The organism is Nocardia sichangensis, assembly GCF_047200615.1.
Lineage (GTDB): Bacteria > Actinomycetota > Actinomycetes > Mycobacteriales > Mycobacteriaceae > Nocardia > Nocardia sichangensis.
Genome location: NZ_JBJZOK010000020.1, coordinates 96,339 through 120,887 on the forward strand (window position 1 = coordinate 96,339; position 24,549 = coordinate 120,887).

The window sequence follows — 24,549 nt, forward strand, 5'->3', positions numbered from 1 at the left end:
ATGGAGATTTCGGGCAAAGTTGCCATTGTCACGGGGGCGGGCGCGGGGATCGGGGCGGCATTGGCCGCCCGGCTCGTCGCCGCCGGTGCGCGCGTGGTGCTCGCCGACCTCGACAGTGCGAGCGCGGCGCGGGTCGCGGAGTCTCTCGGGGCGGATGCCGTCGCCGTCGGCGGAGACGTGGCCGACGAGGCGGTGATCCGCGCATTGATCGAGCGCGCCGAGGCGCAGTTCGGGCCGGTCGACCTGTACTTCGCGAACGCGGGCATCGGCGGCGGCGCGGGTCTGGACAGCACCGACGAGCAATGGGCGGCGGCGCTCGAGGTCAACGTGATGGCCCACGTCCGCGCCGCGCGGCTGCTCGTCCCCGGGTGGCTGTCCCGTGGTGGTGGTTATTTCGTCGGCACGGCGTCGGCGGCAGGGCTGCTCACCCAGCTCGGCTCGGCCCCCTACGCGGTGTCCAAGCACGCGGCCGTCGGTTTCGCGGAATGGCTGTCGGTCACCTACGGCGACCGCGGAGTGCGGGTGAGCTGCGTGTGCCCGATGGGTGTGGATACGCGGCTGCTGCGCGGCGGCCTCGTTCCGCCGGAGCACGCCGCCGAGGCGGAACTCGCGGTGAAGGCCGTCACCAGCGCGGGCGAGGTGCTGTCCCCGGAGGAGGTCGCCGAGATCGTGCTCGCCGGGGTGACCGACGAGCACTTCCTGATCCTGCCCCACCCCGAGGTGCTGAAGATGTACCGCCACAAGGGCTCCGACTACGACCGCTGGATCGTCGGCATGCGGCGCTTCCAGGCCGCGCTGCAGGCCTGAGCAGCTGCCTCGCCTTCGCTCGGCCCGGTGCGGGCTGTGGACGGACTGCGTCCGGCTGCGCCTTTTGAGCAGCTGCCTCGCCTTCGCTCGGCCCGATGCGGGCTGTGGACGGACTGCGTCCGGCTGCGCCTTTTGTGCAGCTGCCTCGCCTTCGCTCGGCCCGGCGACTAACGCAGCACTTTGCGCACCACGAGTCCCGCGAGTAAAGCCCAGAAGGCGGCGCCGATCCCCGCGAAGCCGACACCGGAGGCGGCGATCAGGAACGTCACCACGGCGGCTTCGCGGTGTTCGGAGCGCAGCGCCGCGCCGAGGGCCGCGCCCAGGGTCGCCAGCAGGGCCAGGCCGGCCACTGTTTCCAGGGTTCCGGCCGGGGCGGTCGCGATCAGCGTGACCACGGCGGCCGAGCCCAGCGCGAGCAGCAGGTACATCGCGCCCGCCGTGAATGCCGCGATCCAGCGCCGCTTCGGGTCCGGATGCGCCGCGGGGGCTGCCGCGAGCGCGGCGCTGATGGCGGCGAGATTGATCGTGTGCCCGCCCGCGGGCGCTCCGACGACGGTGCCGAGACCGGTGACCGTCATCGCCGCGCGCCAGGGCACCCGGTAGTCGAACGAGGCCAGCACCGCGGTGCCAGGGATGTTCTGCGAGGCCATGGTGACGATGTAGAGCGGGATCGCGACGCCGATCAGCGCCTGCCAGCTCCAGTGCGGCAGCGTCAGTTCCAGTCGCGGAGCCATCGCGCCGACGTCGAGATGACGGTGCTGCACGACGATGCTCACGCCGGCGGCTACCGCCGCGGTGACAAAGGCCGCGATCACCGCCCAACGCTGGGCATATCGTTGCAGCACGAGCCAGACCAGGATCACCGGCGCCACCACCGCCGGACTCGTCTGCACCGCCCGCACCGGCGCCAGGCACAGCGGCAGCAGAACTCCGGCCAGCATGGCCTGCGCTATCTCCACCGGGATCGCCGCGACCAGGGTGCCCAGCCGCTGCCAGAGTCCGGTGACGACGATCAGCACCCCCGTCACCACGAACGCTCCGATCGCGGCGGGCCAGCCTCCCGCCACCGCGCCCGTCCCGGCCAGCAGCGCCGCGCCCGGTGTGGACCAGGCCAGCGTGATCGGCATGCGGTAGCGGTAGCTCAGCGCCATCATGCCGATCGCCTGGGTGACGCACAGCGCCAGCAGACCCGACGCGGCCTGCGCGGAGCTCGCCCCGACCGCGGTCGATCCGCTCAGCACCACGGCGAACGAGCTGGTGAATCCGACCAGGGCCGTCACCACGCCCGCGCCGAGTGGCGGCGCCAGCCCCGCTCCCGCCCGTTCGGGTTCCCGCGTCGCGGTGGTCTCGGTGGTGGATACGTTCGACACCGGTCGGATATTGCCGCTGGTCACGGACGCGTGTCGCCTGCCAGTGCCCCGAAACTGGACTGACTCGAGCCGGTGTGCGGCACGGGCGAGAGTGTTCGGCGACATCGGCACATTCGGGTGCGTAGGGTGGGGAGTCGGTGCGCGAGGACGCGATTCGGGACGAGGAGCTGAGTTGAGCGCGGTACTGATCTCACCGGAGGAGCTTCGGGAAGCGTTGCCGGACAAGCGGCTTCGCCTACTGGATGTGCGATGGGCGCTGGGCGATCCGGACGGGCCGCAGCACTATCTCGCCGGCCACGTTCCCGGCGCGGTGTTCGTCGACCTGGAAACCGAGCTGGCCGCGCCGCCGTCACCCGCGCGCGGCAGGCATCCGCTGCCGGAGCCCGCGCAACTGGAGAAGTGCGCGCGCAGCTGGGGCCTGTGCGAGGGCGACCCGGTGGTGGTCTACGACGCCACCGGCGGCATGGCCGCCGCGCGCGCCTGGTGGCTGCTGCGCTGGGCGGGTGTCGCGGACGTGCGCATCCTCGACGGCGGGCTGCCCGCCTGGATCGACGCGGGCGGGTCCGTCGCGACCGGCGCGGAACCCGACCCCGAGCCGGGCGATGTCGAAGTGCGTCCCGGTCACCTGCCCGTGATCGACGCCGACGCGGCGGCCCGCTGGAAGGGCGTGCTACTGGACGCCAGGGCCAGCGAGCGCTTCCGCGGCGACGTGGAGCCGATCGACCCCCGCGCCGGGCACATCCCCGGCGCGCTGAGCGCTCCGACCGCCGACAATCTCGACGCGGACGGGCGCTTCCGCGCCGTCGCGGAACTGCGCGACCGCTTCGCCGATTTCGGATCCGGGCCGGTGGCCGTGTACTGCGGTTCCGGTGTGACAGCGGCGCACCAGGTCGCCGCGCTCGCCATCGCGGGCGTCGAGGCGGCCTTGTATCCCGGGTCGTGGTCGCAGTGGTCGAACGATCCGAAACGGCCGGTCGCGACCGGTAACTGACGCCTTACAGCCAGGCCCGGGCCAGGAGATCGTCGTCGACGACCTCGCTCGCCCGGGGCGGGAACCGGGTGGCCGCGATCGACTCGATATGCGATCCGTCGTGCCCGATCACCCACGAGCCGCCGCGCTCCTCGCATTCGGCGATCTTCGCGAAGGTGGTGAGCAGGAACGTGATCGCCTCGCGCGGGTCGGTGGTGCGGGCCAGCCGCTGGGATTCACCTGGGCGCGACAGGTCAAGCCACACCCCGCACTGCCCGTCGAGCCGCATGCCGACGATCTTGTCGGCATGCACGAAGGTGAATTTGCGCCGTTCCCACGTGGTCGTCGGTGTGAAGCTCTGCTCGAGAACCTGGAGCAGAATCGTCATGCTGCTTCCTCCGCTTCCTTGACACCAAGCTGCGGTTGTTCTGCGATGACCTGCGGATATTCCAGTATGTGCCGGTTGGGCGCAGAAATCCACAACGGTCCGGGCACGGTGTGCGCGGCCGTGTCGCACCCGCCTGCTTGGATGGGGTGATGCTGCACGGACTGTGGTCGCCGGGTGCCGGGTTGCTGCTCTGGCACGACTCGCCGGTCGCCGCGACGTCCGCCGAGCTTCCGGATCCGCTGGGCAGCGTGCTGCGCGCGTCGAAGTTCCGGCACCGGGCCGAGGTCCCGGTCGTCGAGCACGGGATCGCCGGGACCGAGCAGGTCCGCGCGCACGCGCTGGCCCCGGTCGCGGCAGCGGAGGCCCTCCGGCAGCGGTTGCCCGCCGACCTGGTGGCGGGGGATCTGCGGTATCTGGCGCATGTCGCGGGCGGCATCGAACGCTGGGTGCGCGCCGGGCGTGTCGTGCCGGACCTGCGCAGGGAGGACGGCCAGTGGTGGGTGCGCTGGCGGCTGGTCGGCGGGGAGCGGCAGCGGGCTTGGCTGGCCGAGCTGGCGGTCGCCATGCCGGAGGCGCTGCGGGTGGCCGGGCGTCCGGCAGCGCTGCTCGAGGACCTGGTCACCGAACTCACCGACCCGATCGCGCGGTCACTGGCCGACCTGCCGGACTCGCCGCATCCCCTGGTGGCCGCCCTGGTCGGCGACATTCCGCTGGACAACGGCAGCTATCAGGTCGCCGAGGTGCTCGAGGGCTGGCGGGCCAGCCTGACCGGTGACGAGCCGGAACTGGTGCTGCGTCTGCTGGAACCGGATGGCGAACTCGGTCTCGCCGACGAGTCGGTGGCGTTGTGGCGGCTGGAGGTGTGCCTGCGGCTCACCGGTGAGGCGCCCAGAACCGTTCCGCTGCACGAGGACCCGAATCTGGTCCGGATCGCGGTGGACAAGCTCGGCGCGGCCAAGCGGGCATATCCGAGGCTGCGTGACTTGCCGAGCGATCCGCGCAGCATGGATCTGCTGTTGCCCACCGAAGTGGTGCTCGACCTGGTCGCGCACGGCGTGCACGCCCTGCATGCGGTGGGGGTCCAACTGCTGCTCCCGCGCGCCTGGAGTGTCGCCGAGCCGAGCATGCGGTTGCGAGTGGAGAGCGCGGTGCCCGCCGCGGAGAGCACGGTCGGTCTGCCCGGCCTGGTGTCCTACCGCTGGGAACTCGCGCTCGGCGGCATGGTGCTGACCACGGCCGAGATGGAACGCCTGGTGCGCGCCAAATCCGATCTCGTCGAGTTGCGCGGTCAATGGGTGCAGGCCGATCACAAGGCGCTGGTCGCCGCGGCCAAGTACGTCGCCGCGCACGCCGACGACTCGCCGATCACCTTCGCGGACATGCTCGGCGAGATCGCGGTCTCCCGGGTGCCCCAGGTGCCGATCACCGAGGTCACCGCCTCGGGCTGGGCGGGGGACCTGCTCGACCGCGCTCGGCAGCCGGAAGCGGTCGCCGCGCCCGTCGGGTTGAAGGCCGAGCTGCGCCCCTACCAGGAACGCGGCCTGGCCTGGCTGGCGACCATGAGCCGGATGAGTTGCGGGGCGATCCTGGCCGACGACATGGGACTCGGCAAGACCGTCCAGGTGCTCGCCCTGCTGGTGCACGAGCGCGAGAACGCGACGTCCGAGCCGGCGCCGGGCCCGACCTTGCTGGTGTGCCCGATGTCGGTGGTCGGCAACTGGCAGCGCGAGGCCGAGCGGTTCGCACCCGACCTGCGGGTGTGGGTGCATCACGGCGCGGGCCGGCGGGTGGGCGCCGAACTCGACGAGACGGTCGCCGCCGCGGATCTGGTGATCACCACCTACGCTCTGCTGGCGCGCGACGCCGGGGAACTCGGCAGACAGCACTGGGACCGCGTCGTACTGGACGAAGCGCAGCACATCAAGAACGCGGGGACGCGGCAGGCGCGGGCGGCGCGGTCGCTGCGCGCGCGACATCGATTGGCGCTCACCGGCACGCCGGTGGAGAACCGGTTGGAAGAGCTGCGTTCCATCATGGATTTCGCGGTGCCGAAAGTGCTCGGCAGTCCGCCGTCCTTCCGCGCCCGCTTCGCGGTGCCCATCGAACGCGAGCGCGACCAGAACGCGATCAGTCGCCTGCGCTGGCTGACCCAGCCGTTCGTGCTGCGCCGGGTGAAGACCGACCCCACGGTGATCAGCGACCTGCCCGAGAAGCTGGAGATGACCGTGCGGGCCAACCTCACCGTCGAGCAGGCCTCGCTGTACCAGGCGGTCGTGGACGACATGCTGGCCAAGATCAAGGACGCGAAGGGCATGGCGCGCAAAGGCGCCGTGCTCGGTGCGCTCACCCGGCTCAAGCAGGTGTGCAACCATCCCGCGCATTTCCTGGGCGACGGGTCGAGTGTGCTGCACCGAGGGGCACATCGCTCCGGCAAGCTCGCCCTCGTCGAGGACGTGATGGACGCGGTGCTGGCCGACGGTGAGAAGGCGCTGCTGTTCACCCAATTCCGGGAATTCGGCGAGCTGGTCGCGCCCTATCTGGCCGAGCGGTTCGGCGCGGCGATCCCGTTCCTGCACGGCGGCGTGCCGAAGAAGAAGCGCGACGCGATGGTCACCGGCTTCCAGGCGCCGGACGGACCGCCGCTGATGTTGTTGTCGCTCAAGGCGGGTGGCACCGGGCTCAATCTCACCGCTGCCAATCACGTGGTCCACCTGGATCGCTGGTGGAATCCCGCGGTGGAGAACCAGGCCACCGACCGCGCCTTCCGGATCGGCCAGCAGCGCAACGTGCAGGTGCGCAAGCTGGTGTGCGTGGACACGATCGAGGAGCGGATCGACGAGATGATCAACGGCAAGCGGCAGCTCGCCGATCTGGCCGTCGGCGCGGGGGAGAACTGGATCACCGAACTGAGCACCGACGAATTGCGCGACTTGTTCGCCCTGGGTGCGGCGGCGGTGGGCGAATGAGTCCGTTCATCGACTACTCCGAGTACGGGAAGAAGCTGCCGGTGCGCGGCGGAGTGGAAGCCCGCAGCAGACGAGGCGGTTTCGGGCGCACCTGGTGGGGCAGGGCGCTGGTGGAATCGGTCGAGCGAATGGCGGAGCCGGGGCGGCTGGCGCGCGGTCGCAACTACGCCCGATCCGGCCAGGTGGTGAACTACCGGATCGAGCCGGGCGCGGTGACGGCGGAAGTGCAAGGCAGCCAACCGCGTCCGTTCACGGCGGTGTTCACCGTGCGCCCGGTGCGCGAGGACGAACTCGAATTGCTCATCGAAACCATTCGCTCGGCGCCGGGCATGCTCGCCGAGATCGCCTCGGGGGCGTTGCCCACCGGGCTGGGGCCGCTGCTGCTGCCGAGCACCGCGGCGGACCTGGATTTCACCTGCAGCTGCCCGGACCCGGGCTGGCCGTGCAAGCACGTGGCGGCGGTCTGCTACCTGCTGGCCGAGCGGCTCGACGAACACCCGCGCGAGATCCTGACCCTGCGCGGACTCGACCTGGACACGCTGATCGGGGGCATCGAGCGCGAGCCGAGACCCACCGTTTCCGACGATCCGTACGGTGAGCGCGTTTCGCTGCCGGACTTGCCCGCGGTCGAATTCCGGGCGGCGCCGGAGGATTTGGATCCGCTGCTGCTCCGTAAGGCGCTGCGGATGACTTCGGCGGACGAGACGGTCGCCGCGACCGGTCTGCGCGATCTCACCGCGCTCTATCGGCGGTTCGACCGCTGACGTTGGTTGGCACCCAGCATCGGGGCTGTCGGTTACCGCCGGTCTGTCGGGGCGGGATCGATACCGGCGGAGCGAAGGGACCGGAGACTTCCCGACGCCGGGTGCCGTTATTCAGTGTCGCGCCGCTCAACCCCGCGCGGAACTGCCCCAGCCACGCCCGGATGCTGCCCTTGCACCGCACTTGCCGCATCTCTCCCGGCGTGGCCCGATCGTCGCGGCTGGTCTCGCTTCGTCCAGAAAAGGCCGCCCACCTGCGTGAATCTTCTGTTATAGGCTGACAGCGTGGCAGGAAAGAGCCCAGCGGCCGGGTCGCCCCGCGACGACCTCGGTACTCCGGTGGATCTCCGCACACCCCCGCGCCGGGTAGTGTCGCTCGTTCCGTCGCTGACCGAGGCGGTGGCGCGCACTTGTCCGGAAGTCCTCGTCGCCGCCACGCAATGGTGCACGCACCCAGCCGATCTCGCGGTCGAGCGCGTCCGGGGGACCAAGAACCCGGATGTCCGCCGGATCGTCGAACTCGCCCCCGACCTGGTGCTGTGCAACAAGGAGGAGAACCGCCGCCTCGACGTGGAACGCCTGCGCGCGGCGGGAATTCCGGTGTGGGTTACCGAGATAGAGACCGTCGACGAGGCCATGGCCTCCCTGACCCGGCTCTGCGTGGAGGCGCTCGGCGTCGACTCGCCCGCCTGGCTCACCGAGGCCCGATCCGTTTGGGCCGCACCACCGCCCGAGCCGGCGCGCGCCGCCGTCATCCCGGTCTGGCGCGACCCGTGGATGGTGGTCGGACGGAACACCTTCACCGGCGACATCGCTCGCCGTTTGGGCCTGCGGCTGGTGCACGCCGATCGCCCCGACCGATATCCCCACGTCACACCGGCCGAATTGATCGAAGGCGTCGACCTCGCGGTACTTCCCGACGAACCCTATGTCTTCACCGAAACCGATGGGCCAGAAGCGTTTCCGGACATCCCGGTCGCGCTGGTGGAAGGCCGCGCCCTCACCTGGTACGGGCCGTCATTGGCGACCGCCCGCGATACCCTCACCGCACAACTGGCTCGGGCGGCTCAACCCAATTCGTAGTCGAACCAGATGTGGTGCGTGCCGTCGGCGTCCACGTGCAGGCCGCCCGTGCCCGTGATGCCCGCGAGGTCACCGGTGCCGCTGGCGGGCACGATCACGCAGAACTCGTTCGTGCGGTCGGCGCCGCGGGCACCGACAACCGGCTCAGTCGGCGATCCGGTACACCCGCTGCGCGGTGGTCCGGAAGACCTGCTCGAGTTCGGTCGGGCCGCCCCCGTGGCCGGTGACGGCGGTCGCGATGGCCTCGATGCTGTTCGCGATGCTGGTGACCGGCTTGTCCACCGGGAAGTTCGACCCCCAGATGAGACGGTCCGCGCCGAAGACGTCCACGGCGTGTTCGACCAGCGGACCGATCCGGTCGAGCAGCTGCGGCACCGGCGTCGGCGTGCCGCGCGGCGGGATCGGATGGCCGAGGATCGGCATCATCAGCCCGCTCACCTTCGCGACCACGTTCGGGCGCGCGGCCAGTGCGGCGAGATCGTCGCGCCACCGCACCAGCAACTGCCTGCGCAGCCCGGGATTGGTGCCGGTGTGCTTGCCCACCGCCCCGAAGATCCCCGCGGGCGTGCCGAGGTGGTTCAGCACGATCGGCACTTCGGGATAGCGTTCGGCCAGCGCGGTGACGTCGGGAATGGCATGCGAGTACACCCAGGCTTCGAACGACAGGCCGCGCTCGGCCAGCCGCGCGAAGCCGTCCAGGAATTTCTTGGTCGCGAGCTTGCCGGGCGCGTCGGTGAACGACCGAACACCGGGATCGGGATGGTGGGCGACCATGGTGCGGATACCGCGCAGTAGCGGCGAGGCGGCCGCGTGCGCGTCGAGGAGCTCCCCGAACCGGGGGTCGGCCGGATCGCCGCCCGCGAGGATCGCGCCGAGCCGTGGCGCCGCTTCCAGCGGCAGCCCGGCCACCCAGGCGGTTTCCCCGGCCTTCCCGAGCGGTCCGGGTTGCGACCATTCGACTTCGATGTGCGCGACCACCTCCACCGGCGCGTTCCCGGCGTCGGCGCGGTAGTCGAACGGAAGGTAGGGCCGCAGGTAGGCGACCGGGTCACCGACGAATTCCCGGTCCCGGCGCGGCGCGAGGCGCTTCGCGGCGTCCACCGGGACCGGCAACAGCCGGAACAGCTTCGCCAGGGCGCTGAAATCCCGGGGTGTGCCGAACGGATCCCACTGGTGGATGTGTGCGTCGATGATCCGGATTCCCGAGAGGTCCATGTCTGCCGTCCCCAACCGCGCCGAAGGTTTGCTCGGCGATTGTCACATGCCCGGCGCGCGGTGAGTTCGGAATCCGCGCCCGCCGAGTCGGCACGGCGGGTTCCGCCGGATCTGCGGGCGGACCCGGTCCGCGAGCGCGAACCGGGCCACCGGGGCATACGGCTGCTCGAAACCCGCGCGAGCGACCGGCTCAACACGGCGCGCAAAAGACTCACACGTTGCGGCGGTACTGACCTCCGACGGTGAAGAACGTGTCGGTGATCTGCTGCAACGTGCACACGCGGGCGGCGTCCATCAGCACCTCGAAAATGTTGTCGTCGGTGCGGGCGACCGCTTCGAGCCGGGCGAGCGCGGCATGGGCGGCGTCCCGGTTGCGCTGCTGGAACTCACGCACCCGGCGTAGCTGCGACTGCTTCTCCGCTTCGGTGCCGCGCGCCAGTTCCAGCTCCCGGTGCGGCTCCTCGTGGGAGTTGCGGAAGGTGTTCACCCCGATGATGGGCAGCGACCCGTCGTGCTTGCGCTGTTCGTAGCGCATCGACTCGTCCTGGATCTTGCCCCGCTGATAACCGGTCTCCATCGCGCCGAGCACGCCGCCGCGTTCGCTGATCCGCTCGAACTCGGTGAGCACCGCCTCCTCGACCAGATCGGTGAGCTCATCGATGAGGAAGCTGCCCTGTAGCGGGTTCTCGTTCATCGCGACGCCCCACTCCCGGTTGATGATCAGCTGGATGGCCAGCGCGCGCCGCACCGATTCCTCGGTCGGGGTGGTGACCGCCTCGTCGTAGGCGTTGGTGTGCAGGCTGTTGCAGTTGTCGTAGATCGCGATGAGCGCCTGCAACGTGGTGCGGATGTCGTTGAAGTTCATCTCCTGCGCGTGCAGCGACCGGCCGGAGGTCTGGATGTGGTACTTCAGCTTCTGCGACCGCTCGTTGGCGCCGTAGCGGTCCCGCATGGCCACGGCCCAGATGCGGCGGGCCACCCGGCCGATCACCGAATACTCCGGATCCATCCCGTTGGAGAAGAAGAAGGACAGGTTCGGCGCGAAGTCATCGATATGCATGCCGCGCGCGAGATACGCCTCCACATAGGTGAATCCGTTCGCCAGGGTGAAGGCCAGCTGGCTGATCGGGTTCGCGCCCGCCTCGGCGATGTGGTAGCCGGAGATCGACACCGAGTAGAAATTGCGTACGCCGTTGCGTACGAACCATTCCTGGATGTCGGCCATCATGCGCAGGCTGAATTCGGTGGAGAAGATGCAGGTGTTCTGGCCTTGGTCCTCCTTGAGGATGTCGGCCTGCACCGTGCCGCGCACCGTGGCCAGCGTGCGGGCTCGCAGGTCGGCCGCTTCGGCGTCGGTCGGCGGCCGTCCCTGCTCCGCGGTGAAGCGTTCCAGCGCCTGATCGATCGCGGTGTTGAGGAAGTAGGCCAGGATGGTCGGCGCCGGACCGTTGATCGTCATCGAGACCGAGGTGGTCGGCGCGGTCAGGTCGAAACCGTCGTAGAGCACTTCCATGTCGTCGAGCGAGGCGATCGACACGCCGGAGGTGCCGACCTTGCCGTAGATATCGGGCCGCTCGGCGGGATCGTGCCCGTAGAGTGTGACCGAATCGAATGCCGTGGACAGCCTTTTCGCCTCGGAGTGCTCGCTGAGCACCTTGAACCGGCGGTTGGTGCGGAACGGATCGCCCTCACCCGCGAACATCCGGGCCGGGTCCTCGTTGTCGCGTTTGAACGGGAACACTCCGGCGGTGAAGGGGAAGCGCCCCGGCAGATGCTCGGCGCGCAGGAAACGCAGCAGCTCACCGTGATCGGTGAAGCGGGGCAGGGCGACGCGCGGAATCGAGTTGCCCGACAGGGTCTCCCGGCGCAGCGGAGTGTGTATCTCCCGGTCCCGCACCCGGACCACCTGTTCTTCCCCGCGGTAGGACTCGGCGAGGGCGGGCCACTCGGCCAGCAGTGCGGCGTTCGCGGGGGTGAGGTCGGCGCGGGCGCGTTCGGTCAGTTCGGCCACGGCGGTGTCGTCCGGCAGTTCGAGCGCCACCTGCTCGAGTCGTTGCAGCCGTTGCGCGGCGACGACCTGCGCGGCGGTCTCGGCGTGGTAGTCGCGCACGGTCTCGGCGATCTCGGCCAGGTAGCGCACCCGTGCGGGCGGGATGAGCTGGGCGAACCTCGTGGACGCGCGGGTGTCCACCCGGGGCAGCGCGCCGGGCTCCAGCCGCAGGCCGTGGTTCGCGAGCAGGCCGGTCAGGTGCTGGTAGAGCGCCGTCACCCCGTCGTCGTTGAACGTCGCCGCGCTGGTGCCGAAGACCGGCATGTCCTGCGGCGCGGCGTGGAACTCCTCGCGGTTGCGGATCAGCTGCCTGGCCACGTCCCGCAGCGCGTCCGCGGCCCCGCGGCGCTCGAACTTGTTGATCGCCACCACGTCCGCGTAGTCCAGCATGTCGATCTTCTCCAGCTGGGAGGCGGCGCCGAACTCGGGCGTCATCACGTACATCGACACGTCGACGTGGTCGATCACCGCGGCGTCGCCCTGGCCGATGCCGGGCGTTTCGAGGATGACCAGGTCGTATCCCGCTGCCTTGCAGGCGGCCACGATGAGATCGATGTTGTCGGGCAGTTCGTGTCCGCCGCGGGTGGCCAGCGACCGGAAGAAGACGTGTTCGCCGTCGAGGGCGTTCATGCGGATGCGGTCGCCGAGCAGCGCGCCGCCCCCGCGTCGCCGGGTCGGGTCGACCGCGAGGATCGCGACCCGCACCTTGTCCTGCTGGTCCGAGCGCAGCCTGCGCACCAATTCGTCGGTGAGCGAGGACTTTCCGGAGCCGCCCGTCCCGGTGATGCCGAGCACCGGCACGGTTCGCGCCGCCGCGGTCTCGGCCAGTTTCCGCCGGTCGGCCTCCGGCAGCGCGTCCGCTTGCAGACAGGTGATGACGCGCGCCAGGGCGGCGCGCTCGCCCGCGAGCACCGCGTCGAGCACCGGCGGCTCGGCCGCGAGGTCGACGTCGCAGGCGCGGATGAGCTGATTGATCATGCCGGGCAGGCCGAGTCGCTGTCCGTCCTCGGGGGAGAAGATGGTCACGCCGGACGCGGCCAGTCGGGCGATCTCCTCCGCCACGATCACGCCACCGCCACCGCCGAAGATCCGCACGTGCTCGGCTCCGGCTTTCCGCAGGGCGTCCGCGAGATATTCGAAGTACTCGACGTGGCCGCCCTGATAGGAGCTGACGGCGACGCCTTGGGCGTCTTCGGTGAGCACGGCGTCGACCACCTCGCTGACCGAGCGGTTGTGACCGAGATGGATCACCTCCGCCCCTTGGCTCTGCAGGATGCGGCGCATGATGTTGATCGCCGCGTCGTGCCCGTCGAACAGGGCCGCCGAGGTGACGAAGCGAACGGGATGGGTGGGCGTGTAGAGCGCGCTGCTGTCGGCCACTGGGATTCCTCCGGGGATTCCATTGTCGCCCGATACTAGGACGTCAAACTAATTCTACGGTGACTGCGATCACACCGCCAGCCGATGGCGGCGGGTCGTGCGCGCTCGGTTTCATCGAACGACGGGCCCTGCGCCGACCGGTTCGCGTGGCCGATCGTGTTGTCATGGCGGCGGACTCGGACATACTGGGCGCATGGTGAGCGACGGCAAAGCGGAAGCCGCGATCGGACGGCTGGTCGCCGACGGCGTGCTGACTCGCGACCAGGCCGACGCGGTGCTCGCGGCGCTGGCCGTCGAGCGGGCCGCGGCGACCGCGCGCGGGAAGGTGCTCGCCGAGATCGCCGCGTACGTCGGCGCCGGTCTGGTGTTCGGCGGGATCGCCCTGGTGGCGGCCTCGTCCTGGGACGCGCTCGACCGGCCGGTCCGGGTCGGCGTGCTCGCCGTCGTGGCGGCCGGCCTGCTGCTCGGCGGAGTAGTGCTCGCAGGGGCGCCGTCCGGCCGCAGGAGCGCGCTGAGCGCCCGCGACAGGTTGGCGGCCGCGCTGTTCGCGCTGGGTTCGGTCGCGCTGGCCGGATCCGTCGGCACCGCGCTCGACGCAGCCGATGCCGCTTGGGTTTTCGCGTGCGCGGCGGGGGCGGGGATCGCGGTACTCGGTTATCTCGCGCTGCCCTCCGTTCTCGGCATGCTCGTCTGCGCCTGCTTCGTGCCCGCGGCCGTCGCGGGGATGTTGACCGAAGTGTTCGGTGTCGACGACACGTGGGCCTGCGTGGCGGTGTTGCTGCTCGGTGCGGGGTGGTTCGCGCTGACCAGGATCGGCGCCCTGGTCGATATCCGGGTCGGATACCTGATCGCGATCGTCACCTCCGTCGCGGCCGCGCAGAGCCTCGATATCGACGGTCGGACTTGGGCCTACGGGATCACCGCGGTGATTGCGGTGGTCTGCTTCGCGTTGTACGCGACCCAGCGCTCGGCCGTGCTCGTCATCGGGGGTGGTGTGGCCATCGCGGTGGCGGCGGGGGAGGCGGTCTCGGAATGGACCGGTGACTCGCTCGGCGCCGCGGCGGTGGTCGTGGCGATCGGCGCGATCACGCTCGCGGTGGGCGCGTTCCGGTTGGCGCGGCCACGGCGGGAAAAGGAAGCCGACCCGGCCGTTCCGGTATCGCAGGCGTAGGCCATCCGCGCGCGGTGGGGAAGAAGCCGAAAGGCTGCGGCTCCCGCGCCGGTCGTCCGTCGATACGTGGGATGAATCACATCGCGCCCTACGCCTGTCAATACTTGGACGTCCAACTATAGGATGACCGCATACCGCTCCGCGGTGTCCCGATCGCTACGAGAACAGGACTGGCATGGTTCGCGAACTCACCCATTTCATCGGCGGACAGCATGTGCCGGGCATGTCCGGCAACTTCGGCGACGTCTTCGATCCCAACCTCGGCCGGGTGCAGGCGCGGGTGCCGCTGGCGAGCAAGTCCGAGGTCGAGGCGGCCATCGCGAACGCCGAGGCGGCGCAGCCGCAATGGGCCGCGTTCAACCCGCAGAAGCGGGCGCGTGTGCTGATGAAGTTCCTGACCCTGGTGCAGGACGAGATGGACTCGCTGGCCGCCCTGCTGTCGTCCGAGCACGGCAAGACCATCGCCGACGCGAAGGGCGACATCCAGCGCGGCCTGGAGGTCATCGAGTTCGCCACCGGCATCCCGCACCTGCTCAAAGGCGAATACACCGAGGGCGCGGGCACCGGCATCGACGTGTACTCGATGCGTCAGCCGCTCGGCGTCGTCGCGGGCATCACGCCCTTCAACTTCCCGGCCATGATCCCGCTGTGGAAGGCCGGTCCCGCGCTGGCCACCGGCAACGCGTTCGTGCTCAAGCCCTCCGAGCGCGACCCCTCGGTGCCGCTGCGGCTGGCCGAGCTGTTCCTCGAGGCCGGCCTGCCCGCCGGCGTGTTCAACGTGGTCAACGGCGACAAGGAAGCCGTCGACACGCTGCTGCACGATCCGCGCATCAAGGCCGTCGGCTTCGTCGGCTCCACCCCCATCGCGCAGTACATCTACGAGACCGCCACCGCGAACGGCAAGCGCGCCCAGTGCTTCGGCGGCGCGAAGAACCACGCGATCGTCATGCCGGACGCCGACCTCGACGACGTGGCCGATCAGCTGATCGGCGCGGGCTATGGTTCCGCGGGCGAGCGCTGCATGGCCATCTCGGTGGCCGTCCCGGTCGGCGAGGAGACCGCCGACCGCCTGGTGGCCAAGCTGACCGAGCGGGTGCACAAGCTCAACGTCGGCCGCTCCGACGATCCCGGCGCCGACTACGGCCCGCTGGTCGGTCAGGACGGCGTGAACCGGGTGAACAACTACGTCCAGATCGGCGTCGATGAGGGCGCCGAACTGGTGGTGGACGGCCGCGGCCTGGTCGTGGAGGGCGCCGAGAACGGCTACTTCGTCGGTGCGACGCTGTTCGACAAGGTGACCCCGGAGATGCGGATCTACCGCGAGGAGATCTTCGGCCCGGTGCTCAGCGTGGTCCGCGCCAAGGACTACGAGGAGGGGCTGCGGCTGGCCAACGAGCACGAGTACGGCAACGGCGTCGCGATCTTCACCAGGGACGGCGACACCGCCCGTGACTTCGCCGCGCGCGTGCAGGTCGGCATGGTCGGCGTCAACGTGCCGATCCCGGTGCCGATCGCCTACTACACCTTCGGCGGGTGGAAGCGTTCGGGCTTCGGGGACCTGAACCAGCACGGGCCGGACTCGATCCGCTTCTACACCAAGACCAAGACGGTGACGCAGCGCTGGCCCGCGGGCCTGAAGGAGAGCAACGCGTTCGTCATCCCGACGATGGACTGACGCGGATGTTCGCACTCGACGACGACGAGAAGGCGATCCGCGACACCGCGCGCGGCTTCGCCGACGAATTCCTCGCGCCGAACGCGCTGGAATGGGACGAGCAGAAGCATTTTCCGGTGGACGTGCTGCGCAAGGCGGGGCCGCTGGGCCTCGGCGGTATCTACGTGCGCGAGGACGTGGGCGGTTCGGGCCTGCGCAGGCTCGACGCCGTGCGCATCTTCGAGCAGCTGGCCACCGGCTGCCCGGCCATCGCCGCCTACATCTCCATCCACAACATGGCCACGTGGATGATCGACCGCTACGGCGACGACGAACAGCGCCACCGCTGGCTGCCCCGGCTGACCGCGATGGAACTGCTGGCCAGCTACGCGCTCACCGAGCCGGGCGTCGGCTCCGACGCGGCGGCGTTGAGCACCAAGGCCGTGCGCGACGGTGACGACTACGTCTTCAACGGCGCCAAGCAGTTCATCTCCGGCGCGGGCGCCACGGACGTCTACGTCGTCATGGCGCGGACCAGTGACGCGGGAGCGCGCGGGATCTCGGCGTTCATCGTGCCCGCCGACACTCCCGGCATCTCCGTCGGAGCCAATGAGAAGAAGATGGGCTGGAACGCGCAGCCGACCCGTCAGGTGATCTTCTCCGATGCCAGGGTCCCCGCGGCCAACCGCCTCGGCGCGGAGGGCGACGGCTTCCGCATCGCGATGAACGGGCTCAACGGCGGCAGGCTCAACATCGCCGCGTGCTCGGTCGGCGGTGCGCAGGCGGCGCTGGACAAGACAGTGCCGTATCTCGCCGAGCGGCACGCGTTCGGCAAGCCGCTGCTGCGGAATCCGGCGCTGCAATTCGAACTCGCCGATATGCGCATCGAATTGGAGGCCGCCCGCACGCTGCTGTGGCGGGCCGCCGCGGCGCTGGACGCCGACGCGCCGGACAAGGTGGAGCTGTGCGCCATGGCGAAGCGCTTCGCCACCGACGCGGGCTTCGAGGTGGCCAACAAGGCCCTGCAACTGCACGGCGGCTACGGCTACCTGACCGAATACGGCGTGGAGAAGATCGTCCGGGATCTGCGGGTGCACCAGATCCTCGAGGGCACCAACGAAATCATGCGGCTGGTCGTCGCCCGCGCATTGGTAGGAGCGGCATGAGCGGTCAGGCCCGGAGGCGGCAGCGGAGCGTGACCACGCAGGGCCCCGCTCATGCCGGAAAGGACAGAGCATGAGCGGTCAGGCCCGGAGGAGGCAGCGGAGCGTGACCACGCAGGGCCCCGCTCATGCCGGAAAGGACAGAGCATGAGCGGTCAGGCCCGGAGGCGGCAGCGCAGCGTGACCACGCAGGGTCCCGATCATGTCGGAAAGGACAGAGTATGAGCGAGCCAGAAGTTCTGCTCGAACAGCGTGACGGGCTCGGCCTGATCACGCTGAACCGGCCGAAGGCCATCAACGCGCTGAACCACTCGATGGCTCTCGCCATCACCGACGCGTTGCGCGAGTGGGCCGAGGACGACGCGGTGCGCACCGTCGTGGTCACCGGCGCGGGGGAGCGCGGACTGTGCGCGGGCGGCGACATCGTCGCCATCCACGCCGACGCGAAAAGCGGTGCGAACACGGCGGATTCGGCCACCGGACAGTTCTGGCGCGACGAGTACGTCCTCAACGCCCTGATCGGTCGCTACCCGAAGCCGTACGTGGTGATCATGGACGGCATCGTGATGGGCGGCGGTGTCGGGCTCTCGGGCCACGGCAGCCACCGCGTCGTGACCGAGCGCTCCAAGATCGGCATGCCCGAGGTGGGCATCGGGTTCGTCCCGGACGTCGGCGGCACCTACCTGCTCGCGCGGACGCCGGGCGAGATCGGCACGCACGTCGCGCTGACCACCGCCCGCATGAGCGCGGGTGACGCCATCGCCGCGGGCTTCGCGGACTACTTCGTCGCCTCCGAGCATCTGCCCGCCCTGCTGGAGACGTTGCGCACGGAGAGCGCCGACATCGCGATCGCCAAATTCGCCACGGACGCACCGGAATCCGCGCTGGCCGCCGAGCAGGACTGGATCGACGTCTGCTACGGAGCCGATTCCGTGGAGGAGATCGTCGCGCGGCTGCAAGCGCACGACGCGCCGGGCGCGCGGGCGGCGGCCACCGAGATTCTGGCGAAATCCCCGGTGGCGCTGAAGGTGACGCTGCGCTCGCTGCGGGCGGCGCGCACCGCGCCGAGTCTCGAGGCGGTGCTGAACGAGGAGTACCGGGTGTCCATCGCGTCGCTGTCGTCGCACGATCTGGTCGAGGGCATTCGTGCCCAGGTGATCGACAAGGATCGTGATCCGCGATGGTCGCCCGCGACCCTCGATGCGGTCACGGACGCGCAGGTGGACGCGTACTTCGCCGAGTTGGGCGATCGAGAGCTGGGTCTGCGGACCCCGGAGGTGGCGTGATGAGCAAGCGAATCGGTTTCCTCGGCCTCGGCCACATGGGCGCGCCGATGGCGGCCAACCTGGTGCGGGCGGGCTACGAGGTGCTCGCCTTCGACCCGGTGCCCGCGGCGCGGGAGCAGGCCGGGCGCGACGGCGCGATCGTGGTGGATGCGGCCACCGAGGCCGCCGCGGCCGAGACCGTGATCACCATGCTGCCCAACGGCGAACTCGTCCTCGACGTGTACGCCGAACTGCTCCCGGTCGCCGCGCCGGGCACGCTGTTCATCGACTGCTCCACCATCGACGTGGCCGATGCCAAGGTCGCGGCCGAACGCGCCACCGCAGCGGGGCACCGCGCGCTGGACGCACCGGTCTCCGGTGGTGTCGGCGGCGCGGCGGCGGGCACGCTGACCTTCATGGTCGGCGGCGCCGCCGCGGACTTCGCCGACGCGCTGCCGGTGCTCGAGGTGATGGGCGGCAAGGTCGTGCACTGCGGCGGCTCCGGCGTGGGCCAGGCGGCGAAGATCTGCAACAACATGCTGCTCGGCGTGTCCATGATCGCGCTGTCGGAGTCGCTGGTGCTGGGCGAGAAGCTGGGCCTGAGCCATCAGTCCTTCTTCGACGTGGTCTCCACGGCTTCCGGCCAGAGCTGGGCGCTGACCAGCTACTGCCCGGTCCCCGGCCCGGTGCCGACCAGTCCGGCCAACAACGACTACCAGCCCGGCTTCGCGACGGCGCTGATGTCGAAGGACTTGGGCCTGGCCGCGAACGCGTTGCGCGACAACAACGTCGACGGGCAGCTCGGATTGCTCGCCGCCACGATCTACGACCGTTTCAACCAGACGGATGCCGGACGGGACTTCTCGGCTATCGTCACCGATATCCGTGACCGTTCCGACCAAGAGGGTGCCGAGTGAGCTTCGAGACGATTCTGCTGGAACGCAAGGGCCGGGTCGGCTGGATCACGCTGAACCGGCCGAAGGCGCTGAACGCGCTGAACGCGCAGGTCCTCGACGACGTCATCGCCGCGCTCGACGAGCTCGAGCACGACGACGAGATCGGGGCCATCGTGATCACCGGTTCGGAGCGCGCCTTCGCGGCGGGCGCCGACATCAAGGAGATGCAGCCCAAGTCGTACATGGACATGTTCCTGAACGACTACTTCGCCCGCTGGGACCGGCTGGCGCAGTTCCGCAAGCCCACCATCGCGGCGGTGGCGGGCTACGCGCTGGGCGGCGGTTGTGAGCTGGCCATGATCTGCGACATCTTGCTCGCGGCCGACACCGCCAAGTTCGGGCAGCCGGAGATCAAGCTGGGCGTCATCCCCGGCATCGGCGGCTCACAGCGCCTGACCCGCGCGATCGGCAAGGCCAAGGCCATGGATCTGGTGCTCACCGGCCGCAACATGGACGCGGAGGAGGCCGAGCGGGCGGGATTGGTCTCGCGTATCGTGCCCGCCGCGGAACTGCTCGACACCGCCCTCGAGGTCGCCGAGACCATCGCGGGGATGTCGCTGCCGGTCACCATGATCGCCAAGGAAGCGGTGAACCGCTCGTTCGAGACCACGCTCGCCGAGGGGCTGCGCTTCGAACGGCGAGTCTTCCACTCGCTGTTCGCGATCGAGGATCAGAAGGAAGGCATGAGCGCCTTCGTCGAGAAGCGTCCGGCGAAGTTCACCAACCGCTGACACCGGTTCCGCCCGGCCGGATCGCTCGGCCGGGCGGTTATCCGGTGGGGGGCGCGACGATCTTCGCGGGCACCTTGTTCCCTTCCGGCGGGGGCGCGTCCTCGTTCGTGGCGAGCAGTCCGGCGATGGTGGCGCCCAGCGCGATGGTGACCGCCGCCGCCGCGATGAGTTTGCGCCGGTCGACGGTGGCCGGGACCAGGGTGGCTCCGGCGCGTAGCCGCGCCATCCGGACGTCGCCGCCTCGTCGTTCCGCGGCGAGCAGCACGGCGCCGCGCGCGGAGACGAAGTCGGGTTCGGGGTCGTAGACGATCGGCAGGTCGATGTGTTCGGCCAGCTCGGCGCGAATGCTGGGACTGCGGGTGCAGCCGCCGAGCAGCACCATGGCCTCCGGTCGCACGCCGGTCTCGTCGATGATCTGCCGCACGAACGACACCGAGTGATGAATGCCCGCCGCGCACAGTTCGGCCAGGTCGCTGCGGGTGAGAACGGCCCGGTCGCCGGTGCCGTCGTCGATCGCGGTGACCACCCTCGCCTCGCTCAGTTCTTCGCGATGACGCCGGATGGTCGGCGTGTCGGTGAGCACGCCGTCGCGGGCCAGACGCCAGCGCAACAGCGCGTCGTAGCCGTCGCCGCCGAGGACCGTGCTGCGTTTGCTGGACAGAATCGTGTCGGTGCGGCAATCGGCGTGGGTGATGGTCAGTCCCGAGCTGCCCAGGTCGTAGAGGATCACCGTGCCGCTGTCCGGCAGTTGCCCCGTGAAGCGCAGGTAGCGCAGCTGGGCGAGCGGTTCGTCGACGATGGTCACGTCACGGCCGCCGACGCCTGCGCGGATGGCGTCGGCGTGCAGCGGACAGCGGCACGTCACCGCCGTGCCCGAGATCAGCTCGTCGCGCCGGTCGGCGGCGCCGTTCATCCGGCGGATCGCCTCGAGGACCGATTCCTCGACGCCGCCGCCCGCCCGCCGCGGCACTTCGCAGCTATCGATCGGGGGTAGGTGTGGCTGATCGGAGTGTGTCAGCATCGCGTGAGCGCCGCCAGCGCCCGCCGATACACCCAAGACCAGCACCATGATCTCCATGGTGGACCTTTTCCGTTCCGCTGCCAAGACGGCGTGCCCGGTAATTCGCCGGTTGGATGCCGGAATGTCATCCCTCGGTCGGTCGGCAGCGGTATGCGACCGACCGGTACGTCGAATTAGTCTGTGGCCGTGGCCGACCAGCGCGCCGTTCCCTCCGCGGTCTCGAAGTCGCCCGCGGCATGTCGGAATTCGGCGAGCAGTTGCAGGAGAGTGTGCAGTCGTTCCGGAGGGAGGCCGGGGAGCGCGAAGACTTTCGCGTTGAGTTCCTCGGTCGCCTTCGCCACCAATTCGCGTCCGGCGTCGGTGATTTCGATCAAGGTAGCGCGCCGGTCGCTGGGATGCGGTACCCGCTCGACGAGCTTCGCCGCCTCCAGTCGGTCGACGGTGTTGGTGACGCTGGTTGGGTGCACCTGCAAGCGAGCGCTGGCCTTCGCCATCGGCAGCGCGCCGGTTTTGCTGAAACTGAGCAGCCGGAGCAACTCATAGCGAGAGAAGGTCAATCCCGTGGGTTTCAGCGCCTCGTCCACCCGTGCCATCACGATTTGCTGAGCCCGAACCAGCGACGTCACCGCGGCCATGCCGTCGGCGACATCCCCCCAGCCGTGGCCGACCCACTGGCGGTGGGCTTCCTCGATCGGATCGTTCGGAAGCGGGCGTGGCCGAGACATGTTCCGATCATTCCATGCCACCACAGGAGGGCGGGGGCATCCGGCCAGGCTTCGGATCACCGTGAGCGCAATGGTGGGCCGGGCCGTCGCCCACGGGCACTATCTAGGGCGAGGCGGGCGTGGCTGAGTGGTTTAGGCAACGGTCTGCAAAGCCGTTTACGCGGGTTCAATTCCCGCCGCTCGCTCCAAACGTCCTCGGTGCTCGGTCACGCCACTGCCGAGCACCGAGGCGCATCAGGAAGCGGCGCGTGGTCGTGACGCGAGCCTGTTTCAGGCGGCTTGGTTCGGCTCCGAATACGCCACCGCCGATCCGATCACTTCCAGGCGAACCCGCTGCCCGGTGACGGGGGCCGCGACGCTGGCCCGGCGTACGAGAATGGGAGTGCCGGAACCGTCCAGTTCGATCGTCAGGATGACGTCGGCGCCGCGGAAGTCGACGGCGCGCACTCTGCCTGCCTCCGCCTCGTTCTCCGAAGCGACATGGGCGACAAGCTGTTCCGGTCGCAGCATGATCGTCGACGGCCCGCACGCGGCATCGCGCTGCACCGGGATCCGGCCCAGCGCGCACTTGGCCACGTCGGCCTCGACCACCGCGTCCAACAGCACGCAATCGCCGAGGAACCGCGCGGTGAACAGATCCTTCGGCGTCGCGTAGACCTCCTCCGGCGTTCCGACCTGAGTGAAGCGGCCTTCCCGCATCACCGCGACCTGCTCGGCGAAACTGAGGGCCTCCTCCTGATCGTGCGTCACCAGAATGCTGGTCATGCCCGCCTCGCGCAGCGTGTCGGCCACCGCCTGCCTGGTCGTCGCGCGCAGGCCCGCGTCCAGCGCGCTGAACGGCTCGTCCAACAGCATCACCGACGGCTTGCGCGCCAGCGCGCGGGCCAGGGCTACGCGCTGCTGCTGACCGCCCGAGAGCTGATGCGGTCGCCGGTCGGCAAAGGACGCGTCCAGCGACACCATCTCCAGCAGTTCGTGCACCCGCCCGCGGCTGTTGCGGCGCATGCCCGGCAGCCCGTAGGCGATGTTCTGGCCGACGGTCAGATGCGGGAACAGCGCACCGTCCTGGGCGACGTAACCGATGTTGCGGCGCTGCGGCGGCACCGTTACCCGTTCACCGACAACGGTTTCCGTTCCGATCGACACCGAACCCGCATCCGGCGACTCGAATCCGGCGATCACGCGCAGTAGGGTGGTCTTGCCGCACCCGGACGACCCGACCACCGCGGTCGCGGTGTGATCCGGCACGTCGAGCGTGATCCCGCCGAGCACCCGGGTGTGGCCGAAGGTCTTCGAGACATCGGCGACGACAACGCGACTCATATCCCGGCCGCCTTCCGCGAGTTGGTGAACAGCAGGTACGTCACCGGCACCGCGGCGACGATCATGATCAGGGCGTACGGCGCGGCGCCCGCGTAGTCCAATTCGCCCGACAGGCCCCAGAACCGCATCGCCAGCGTGCGGGTTCCGTTGGGCGCCAGCAGCAGCGTCGCGGTCAGCTCGGTCGCCACGGCGACGAACACCAGTGCGGCGGCGGCAGCCGCGGCCGGCGCCGCGAGACGCAGCGTGACCAGGAAGAACGTCGCGGGCCCCGATTTGCCCAGCGACCGGGACGCCTCCTCCAGGCCGACCGGCACCTGAGCGAGCCCGGCCCGCACGCTGACCAGGGCGCGGGGCAGGAACAGCAGGAGATAGGCGGCGATCACCATGCCCGCCGTCTGGTAGAGCGCGGGCGCCCACCGGATGGTCACGGTCACCATGGCCAGCGCGATCACGATGCCCGGCAGCGAACTGGTGATGTAGTTGGCGCCCTCGACCAGTCGCGCGAACGCGGAGGTGGAACGCACCGCGATCCACGCGACCGGGAACGCGCACAGGGTGGTGAGCAGTGCGGCGACCGACGCGAGTCCGATCGTCTGCCCGAGCGCGTTGCCGATATCGGTGAGATCCCACACCGCCGCGCCGCCGATGCGCAACCAGCGCCCGATGGTCCACAGCGGCACGCCCAGCGCGCCCGCCGTCACCGCGACGAGCGCGGCCAGCACCGGCAACGTGCCGACGCCCAACCGGGTTCTGGTCGCGGCGCGCGGCGCCCCGCTGCCGATCCGCGCGTAGCGCGCCCGACCGCGCAGCCCCGCTTCGGCCCCGAGCAGCGCCAGGCAGCACAGCACCAGCACACCGGCGAGCATGCTGCCTGCCGGACCGGCGAAGCTGGACTGGTACTGCTCGAAGATGGCCGTGGTGAACGTGTCGAACCGGACCATCACGAAGGCGCCGTACTCGGCGAGCAGATGCAGTCCGATGAGCAGCCCGCCACCGAGGATCGCCAAGCGCAGCTGCGGCAGCACGATCCGCGCGAACACCGCGACCGGGCCCGAGCCCAGCGCCCGCGCCGACTCCTCCACCGCGGGATCCAGGCGGCGCAGTGTGGCCGCCGCGGGCAGATAGACCAGCGGGAAGTAGGACATCGTGGAGATCACCACGCCCGCCCACAGGCCGTGCATGGTCGGAAAGACGCTCACCCAGGCATAGCTGTTGACGAACGCCGGAACCGCGAGCGGCGCCGCGAAAACCGGCCCCCACCAGGATTTCCCCGGCACGTCGGTGCGTTCGACCACCCAGGCCAGCCCGATACCGAGCGCCACGCAGATGGGCACGGTGCACACCACCAGCGCGGCCGTGTTCTCCAGCAGCTCACCGACTCTGGGCCGGAACACCAGCTCCTTCGCCTGCTCCAGGCCGGTGGAGAAGACCGTCGAAACGATGTATCCGAGCGGCACGAACGTCGCCGCCACCAGCAGCAGCGCGACGCTCGTGACCAGCGGCCCCGGCCTGCCGATCCGGGGCGCGGCGACAACGGTCGGGACTGCCAC

Annotated in this window: 20 protein-coding genes and 1 tRNA gene; 12 read left to right on the top strand and 9 right to left on the bottom strand. The window is 69.9% G+C overall.

Going from position 1 to position 24,549, the window contains the following annotated elements:
• Entirely contained in the window at positions 1-807 is an 807-nt protein-coding gene (locus tag ACL03I_RS25810) for an SDR family oxidoreductase (protein ID WP_412807144.1), read from the top strand.
• A gap of 167 nt (positions 808-974) precedes the next feature.
• Here ACL03I_RS25810 and ACL03I_RS25815 read toward each other — a convergent pair whose 3' ends face one another.
• A complete protein-coding gene (locus ACL03I_RS25815; RefSeq protein ID WP_355073775.1) occupies positions 975-2,114 on the bottom strand; it encodes a benzoate/H(+) symporter BenE family transporter in 1,140 nt (379 codons plus the stop codon).
• Between the two features lie 247 nt (positions 2,115-2,361).
• On the opposite strand from ACL03I_RS25815, the gene ACL03I_RS25820 reads away from it, so the two are divergent.
• Positions 2,362-3,168 (top strand): sulfurtransferase, encoded by an 807-nt coding sequence (locus tag ACL03I_RS25820; protein ID WP_397280213.1) that lies wholly within the window; start codon positions 2,362-2,364, stop codon positions 3,166-3,168.
• 4 nt (positions 3,169-3,172) lie between these two features.
• Here the strand turns inward: ACL03I_RS25820 and ACL03I_RS25825 are convergent, their stop codons facing one another.
• Positions 3,173-3,535 carry a hypothetical protein gene (locus tag ACL03I_RS25825; protein ID WP_355073623.1) on the bottom strand — a complete coding sequence of 121 codons (363 nt, stop codon included), beginning with the start codon at positions 3,533-3,535 and terminating at the stop codon, positions 3,173-3,175.
• A 149-nt stretch (positions 3,536-3,684) separates the two neighbouring features.
• Between ACL03I_RS25825 and ACL03I_RS25830 the strand changes: the two genes are divergently transcribed.
• The 3 genes from ACL03I_RS25830 (at position 3,685) to ACL03I_RS25840 (ending at position 8,345) form a co-directional block, all read left to right on the top strand.
• Positions 3,685-6,501: a DEAD/DEAH box helicase gene (locus ACL03I_RS25830; RefSeq protein WP_412807145.1), complete on the top strand. Its 2,817-nt coding sequence runs from the start codon at positions 3,685-3,687 to the stop codon at positions 6,499-6,501.
• Positions 6,498-7,265: an SWIM zinc finger family protein gene (locus ACL03I_RS25835; RefSeq protein ID WP_364433124.1), complete on the top strand. Its 768-nt coding sequence runs from the start codon at positions 6,498-6,500 to the stop codon at positions 7,263-7,265. The genes ACL03I_RS25830 and ACL03I_RS25835 overlap by 4 nt, the downstream gene beginning before the upstream one ends.
• Before the next feature lie 282 nt (positions 7,266-7,547).
• Positions 7,548-8,345 (top strand): helical backbone metal receptor, encoded by a 798-nt coding sequence (locus tag ACL03I_RS25840; RefSeq protein WP_412807146.1) that lies wholly within the window; start codon positions 7,548-7,550, stop codon positions 8,343-8,345.
• Here ACL03I_RS25840 and ACL03I_RS25845 read toward each other — a convergent pair.
• The 3 genes from ACL03I_RS25845 to icmF form a co-directional block, all read right to left on the bottom strand.
• Complete coding sequence (locus tag ACL03I_RS25845) at positions 8,330-8,443, bottom strand: DUF3224 domain-containing protein (RefSeq protein WP_355073631.1); 114 nt, start codon at positions 8,441-8,443, stop codon at positions 8,330-8,332. The two genes, ACL03I_RS25840 and ACL03I_RS25845, sit on opposite strands and share 16 nt — an antisense overlap.
• 46 nt (positions 8,444-8,489) lie before the next feature.
• Positions 8,490-9,560: an amidohydrolase family protein gene (locus ACL03I_RS25850; protein ID WP_412807147.1), complete on the bottom strand. Its 1,071-nt coding sequence runs from the start codon at positions 9,558-9,560 to the stop codon at positions 8,490-8,492.
• Positions 9,561-9,771: 211 nt separating this feature from the next.
• Positions 9,772-12,990: a fused isobutyryl-CoA mutase/GTPase IcmF gene (gene icmF, locus ACL03I_RS25855; RefSeq protein ID WP_412807148.1), complete on the bottom strand. Its 3,219-nt coding sequence runs from the start codon at positions 12,988-12,990 to the stop codon at positions 9,772-9,774.
• Positions 12,991-13,183: 193 nt separating this feature from the next.
• Between icmF and ACL03I_RS25860 the strand changes: the two genes are divergently transcribed.
• From ACL03I_RS25860 to ACL03I_RS25885, 6 genes are all read left to right on the top strand, one after another.
• Positions 13,184-14,161 (top strand): DUF2157 domain-containing protein, encoded by a 978-nt coding sequence (locus ACL03I_RS25860; protein WP_412807149.1) that lies wholly within the window; start codon positions 13,184-13,186, stop codon positions 14,159-14,161.
• A 175-nt stretch (positions 14,162-14,336) separates the two neighbouring features.
• On the top strand, positions 14,337-15,836 hold the full coding sequence (locus ACL03I_RS25865) for a CoA-acylating methylmalonate-semialdehyde dehydrogenase (RefSeq protein ID WP_412807150.1): 1,500 nt from the start codon (positions 14,337-14,339) through the stop codon (positions 15,834-15,836).
• Positions 15,837-15,841: 5 nt separating this feature from the next.
• Complete coding sequence (locus ACL03I_RS25870; RefSeq protein ID WP_412807151.1) at positions 15,842-16,981, top strand: acyl-CoA dehydrogenase family protein; 1,140 nt, start codon at positions 15,842-15,844, stop codon at positions 16,979-16,981.
• Positions 16,982-17,199: 218 nt separating this feature from the next.
• The gene (locus ACL03I_RS25875) at positions 17,200-18,264 is read left to right on the top strand and encodes an enoyl-CoA hydratase/isomerase family protein (RefSeq protein ID WP_412807152.1); all 1,065 of its coding nucleotides are present in this window, start codon (positions 17,200-17,202) and stop codon (positions 18,262-18,264) included.
• Complete coding sequence (mmsB, locus tag ACL03I_RS25880; protein ID WP_356969401.1) at positions 18,264-19,160, top strand: 3-hydroxyisobutyrate dehydrogenase; 897 nt, start codon at positions 18,264-18,266, stop codon at positions 19,158-19,160. The genes ACL03I_RS25875 and mmsB overlap by 1 nt, the downstream gene beginning before the upstream one ends.
• On the top strand, positions 19,157-19,930 hold the full coding sequence (locus ACL03I_RS25885) for an enoyl-CoA hydratase (RefSeq protein WP_355073647.1): 774 nt from the start codon (positions 19,157-19,159) through the stop codon (positions 19,928-19,930). Before mmsB ends, ACL03I_RS25885 begins: the two co-directional genes overlap by 4 nt.
• Positions 19,931-19,967: 37 nt before the next feature.
• On the opposite strand, the gene ACL03I_RS25890 is transcribed toward ACL03I_RS25885, so the two are convergent.
• Complete coding sequence (locus ACL03I_RS25890) at positions 19,968-20,999, bottom strand: Hsp70 family protein (RefSeq protein ID WP_355073649.1); 1,032 nt, start codon at positions 20,997-20,999, stop codon at positions 19,968-19,970.
• Between the two features lie 125 nt (positions 21,000-21,124).
• A complete protein-coding gene (locus tag ACL03I_RS25895; protein ID WP_355073651.1) occupies positions 21,125-21,676 on the bottom strand; it encodes a MarR family winged helix-turn-helix transcriptional regulator in 552 nt (183 codons plus the stop codon).
• A 113-nt stretch (positions 21,677-21,789) separates the two neighbouring features.
• Here ACL03I_RS25895 and ACL03I_RS25900 point away from each other — a divergent pair.
• Positions 21,790-21,864, top strand: a tRNA-Cys gene (locus tag ACL03I_RS25900).
• Between the two features lie 82 nt (positions 21,865-21,946).
• Here the strand turns inward: ACL03I_RS25900 and ACL03I_RS25905 are convergent.
• On the bottom strand, positions 21,947-22,999 hold the full coding sequence (locus tag ACL03I_RS25905; protein WP_412807153.1) for an ABC transporter ATP-binding protein: 1,053 nt from the start codon (positions 22,997-22,999) through the stop codon (positions 21,947-21,949).
• Complete coding sequence (locus tag ACL03I_RS25910) at positions 22,996-24,549, bottom strand: ABC transporter permease (protein ID WP_412807154.1); 1,554 nt, start codon at positions 24,547-24,549, stop codon at positions 22,996-22,998. The genes ACL03I_RS25905 and ACL03I_RS25910 overlap by 4 nt, the downstream gene beginning before the upstream one ends.